The sequence below is a fragment of the Isoptericola sp. NPDC060257 genome (assembly GCF_042726645.1).
In the GTDB taxonomy this organism is placed as follows: domain Bacteria; phylum Actinomycetota; class Actinomycetes; order Actinomycetales; family Cellulomonadaceae; genus Isoptericola; species Isoptericola nanjingensis.
In genome coordinates this window covers 1-3600 of the sequence record NZ_JBHXAW010000365.1, presented here as the reverse complement: position 1 = coordinate 3600, position 3600 = coordinate 1, and the positions used below count along the sequence as shown (strand labels likewise).

Below are 3600 nucleotides of genomic sequence, written 5' to 3'. Positions count from 1 at the left end.
GGCGGGGCGCCGGCTCACCGTCGGGTCAGGGCCGGATCAGGCCCTGGCCACCGCGCCTACTTGGTCCACCACGTCTTCTCGTAGTGCTTGCCGTTGATGACGACCCACACGTTGTGGCCGCTGTACGTCGGCGCGGCGCTGCCGATGAAGCACAGCAGCTCGAGGGAGCCGTTCGCCGGGATGCTCCGGGAGTAGGTCGACGACCCGTAGAACTGGTGCGCGCTGCCACCGAAGTCCGTCCAGCAGGCGACGCTCTGGCTGCCCGTGTCCTGGAAGTCGTGCGTGGTGATCACCAGCTTGGCGCAGGTGCCGTCGTTGCAGTCGCTGTTGCTCACCGAGCTGCCGCGCGAGACGACCGCGCGCGGGTTCGGCGGGGCGTCCGTGGTGTGGCTCGCGTTCGCCCATGCGCCACAGCCCGCCTCGTTGCACGCCCGCGCCTGGACCGTGTAGGTGGTCGAGTACGCGGACCCGGTGTCCATCGAGAAGGGGAACGACGTCGACGAGCCGCTGCCCGAGCTCCAGTTCCGCTGCCACTCGATCTTCTGGACGTTCCGCCCGCCGTTGTTGCTCGGGGCCGAGATGGTGAACCGTCCCTGCGTCGCGGACAGCTTCGAGGCGGAGATGCCCGGGGCGCCCGGCGTCGTGAACGGCGTCACGGAGTTCGAGCTCCCCGACCAGGCGGAGCAGGTGTACGCGTTGCAGGCCCGGACCTGGAACGTGTACGCGGTGCCGTTGGACAGCCCCCCGTACGTGTACGAGGTCTGGTTCCCGACGCTCGTCGCGCCGCCGCCGTTGGCCTGCACCTGGTAGTAGCCGCCGGTCCCGCGGTAGTCGTCCGTGCCGCTCCAGCTCACGTTCGCCTTGCCGTTCGTGTCGGAACCCAGCTCTGCCCTGACGTTGCCCGGCACGCCCGGCGTGCCGTAGGGCACGACGGCGTTGGACGAGGGGCTGGCCTCGGAGATCGCGGCCTTGTTCTGCGCCCGCACCTGGAACGTGTACGAGGAGGTCGTCTTGAGCCCCTCCACCGCCTGGGACAGCGCCGTGCCGGCCTCGATGGTCCGGACCTTCGTGCCGTCCTCGTAGACGTCGAGGTAGTACATCTCGATCGGGGCGCCGTTGGTGTCGGGCTGCTGCCACGTCACGGTGGTCTGGCCGCCCAGGGCGGTGTCGACCCGGCTCGCCGACGGCGCGGCGGGCGCGGCCGGCGGCCCGGCCGGGGTCTCCGGCGCGGAGGCGTCGCCCCAGTCGGAGGGGTCCGGCGCGGCGTTCACGGCCTGCAGGCGCACCGTGTAGGGGGTGCCGTTGGTCAGGCCCTCCCACACGTACGTGCCGCCCGTGACGCACTGCTGCTGGATCGCGCCGCTCACCGGAGCGGGGCTGATCTCCAGGTTGACGCACTCGATCGGGGACCGGTCGGTGTACGTCTTGTTCGTCCAGTCGACGGTGATCTGCTGGTCGCCGAACGTCAGCGTCGGGGCCGCCGGCGGGTCCGGCTTCTCGTCGGGGCGGGCCATCTCGGAGGCCGACGAGGGGTCGGACTCGCCGACGTCGTTCGTCGCGGTGACCGTGAACGTGTACTCCACGTTGTTGGTCAGCCCGTCGAAGGTGCACGTCGTGGTGGCGCACTCCTTGGTCTTGCCGTCGGTGGCGTGCAGCGTGTAGCCGGTGATGGGCGCGCCGTTGTCGTTCGGCTGCTCCCAGCTCAGCACCACCGTGCCGGAGCGCACCTCCTCGACCGCCGGCGCCTTCGGGGGCTCCGGGCGGCCCAGCACCGTCACGGAGACCGTGCCGTCCACCTGGCGGTCGGGGTCCTGCGTGACGTCCTCGACCGTGTAGCGCGCGGTGAGCACGCCGTGGAAGTCGGCGTCCGGGGTGATCGTGACGACCGAGCCGTCGAAGGCGACGTCGCCGGAGCCGGTCTCGCCGACCGCGCCCACCACGGTCAGGTCCTCGCCCGGGAACGGGTTGGTGTCGTTCTCGAGCACCGGGATCGTCACCGGCTCCCCCTGGTGCGCGTCGGGCACCTTGTCCGGCGTCGTCTGCACGAGCGGGCGCGTGGAACCCACGACGGTGACCTTCAGCGTGCCGCCGACGGGCGGGTTGGTCCCGTCGGACACCGTGAAGGCGACGTCCGCGGCGGTGCCCTTGGGCACCGACGGCTCGACCTGCGCGGTCACGGTGCCGCCCGACACGGACGTCGAGATGCCCTCGGCACCCTCGACGTCGAAGGTCAGCTTGTCCTTGTCAGGGTCCTTGGCGTACCGCGACAGGTCGACGACGTTCTCCTCGCCCGCCGCCACCTGGAGCGTCGGCGAGCCGGCGACCTCCGGCGGCTGGTTCTTGGACGGCACGACGTCGATCGGGACGGTGAGGACGGCCGTCAGCCCCTCCTCGTCGTCCGGCCCCTTGCCGTCGGTCACCTCGAAGCTCACCGACGCGCCGCCGGCGAAGTCCTCGGCGGACGTGAACTCGATGGTGTCGCGGTCCTTGACCTCGGCCGCGCCGCCGGTCGCCTTGACGGTCTTCTCCTCGGTGATGCGCGGCTCCCGGCCGTCCCGCACCACGACGAGGTCGCCCAGCTCGACGGTCAGCGGCTCGCCGCTGACCGCCTGCAGCGGGGTCGAGCCCGGCTTGAGGTAGGGCCGGGACTGGTCGCCCGGCACGCGCACGAAGGCCTTGGCCTGCAGCCCGTCCACGTCCGTCACGGTGTAGGTGACGACCTGCGCCGTCGCGCCCACCGCGACCTGGATCGTGCCGTCCTCGCCGACGGTGACGCCCTCGGACGCGCTCTCCACCGACACCTCGAGGTCGCCGGCCACGCCGTCCGGGTCGACGTCGTTCGCGAGCACGTCCACCGTCACCGTGGACGCGTCGCGGATCTGGTCGGCCGTGACGACGTCGTCGTGCGCGACCCGCCGGAGCAGCGGGGCCACGGCGTCCACGGTCACCGTGATCGCGCCGGTCGCGCGCGCCTTGAAGGCGTCCTGGACCGTGTAGTAGAAGGAGTACGCCCCGTCCTTGTCGGGAGCCGTGAGCACGACGTCGTCATCCACGACCTCCGGCTCGACGCCCTCGCGCATGCCGGTGAAGCCGTCCTTGACGAGGCCGATCTCGTCGCCGTCGGGGTCGTTGTCGTTCTCCAGCGCCCGCACGGCCACGGTCCGGCCCGGCCGCACCGTGCTCTCGTCGTCCACGACCTGCGGGGGCTGGTTCGTCTCCGGGGGCACGGCGATGCCCACGCGCACGACGCCGCGGCCCACGGCGCCCCGCGTGTCGGTCACCTCGTAGGCGAAGGAGTCGAAGCCCGCCGCGCCCTCCTCGGCGGTGTAGTCCACGAAGCCGTCGACGATCGTCGCCGTGCCCAGGCTCGGCGCGTCCGCGATGGAGCTGAGGGTGACCTGGTCGCCGTCGGGGTCGGTGCCGTCCAGGTCCAGCGGGATGCGCACCGTCTTGCCGCTGAGCACCCGCGTCTCGGTGTCGGGCACCTGGGGAGACGCGTTCTCCTCGTCGTCCTTGATCGTGATCGTGACCTGCGCGGAGTCCTTCTGCCCGTTGCTGTCGCGGACCTCGTAGACGAGGTGCGCGGTGCCCGCCTCGGAG

At 71.6% G+C, this 3600-nt stretch carries 1 protein-coding gene; it reads right to left on the bottom strand.

Annotated features, from left to right (window positions below):
* Positions 1-56: 56 nt before the first annotated feature.
* On the bottom strand, positions 57-3600 hold a 3544-nt coding region (locus ACFWEK_RS20020), incomplete at its 5' end, for an Ig-like domain-containing protein (RefSeq protein ID WP_430555183.1).